Here is a 910-nt window from a genome sequence, read left to right on the forward strand (position 1 = left end):
CGCTGGCTGCGCTGACCGTGCTCGACCCGAATAATACCCTGCCGGATCAGCCGGATGTTAACCCGCAGGTCCCTGCGCTGACGTCCCGGCACCTGGCGTATGTGATTTACACCTCTGGCTCGACGGGTACGCCGAAGGGCGTGATGGTCGAGCACCGTAATATCCTGCGTTTGTTTGAGGCGACTGAATCCTGGTATCACTTTGACCGGCAAGATATTTGGTGCCTGCTGCATTCCATCGCTTTTGACTTCTCGGTATGGGAATTGTGGGGGGCTTTACGCTACGGCGCAAAACTGGTTCTGGTGTCGCATGTGATTGCCCGTTCCCCGCAAGAGCTGCATCAATTTGTGAGCCGGCACGGTATCACCGTGTTGAATCAGACACCGAGTGCTTTCAAAGCCTTTATTGCCAGTTATGTCGCCAACCCATTGCCGGATCAGTTGCGTTATATCATCTTTGGGGGAGAAGCCCTTGATCCCGGTATGTTGCGGCCTTGGTATCGCCTGCGTGAAGAGACGTCGCCCCGGTTGGTGAATATGTACGGTATCACGGAGACGACGGTTCATGTGACTTATCGGGTGCTTAATCATGATGATGTGGCGCAGATAAGCAGCCCTATCGGTACGCGTATCCCGGATTTAACGCTCTATCTGTTGGATAAATACGGCCAGCCAGTGCCGTTGGGGACAGTAGGTGAATTGTATGTTGGTGGTGCGGGTGTTGCGCGGGGTTATCTGAACCGGCCAGAATTGACGGTGGAACGTTTCCTGGTCGATCCATTCAGTGACGACCCGGATGCGCGGATGTACCGGACCGGGGATTTGGCGCGTTACCTGCCGGACGGCAATCTGGAATTCTTTGGCCGTAATGACCAGCAGGTGAAAATTCGCGGTTTCCGCATTGAACCGGG

Annotated in this window: 1 protein-coding gene; it reads left to right on the plus strand. The window is 55.1% G+C overall.

Features of this window, described 5'->3' with window-relative positions:
- On the plus strand, positions 1–910 hold a 910-nt coding region (locus LGZ99_RS24495), incomplete at both ends, for an amino acid adenylation domain-containing protein (RefSeq protein ID WP_262979855.1).

It is taken from the genome of Photorhabdus temperata, assembly GCF_025384845.1.
In the GTDB taxonomy this organism is placed as follows: domain Bacteria; phylum Pseudomonadota; class Gammaproteobacteria; order Enterobacterales; family Enterobacteriaceae; genus Photorhabdus; species Photorhabdus temperata.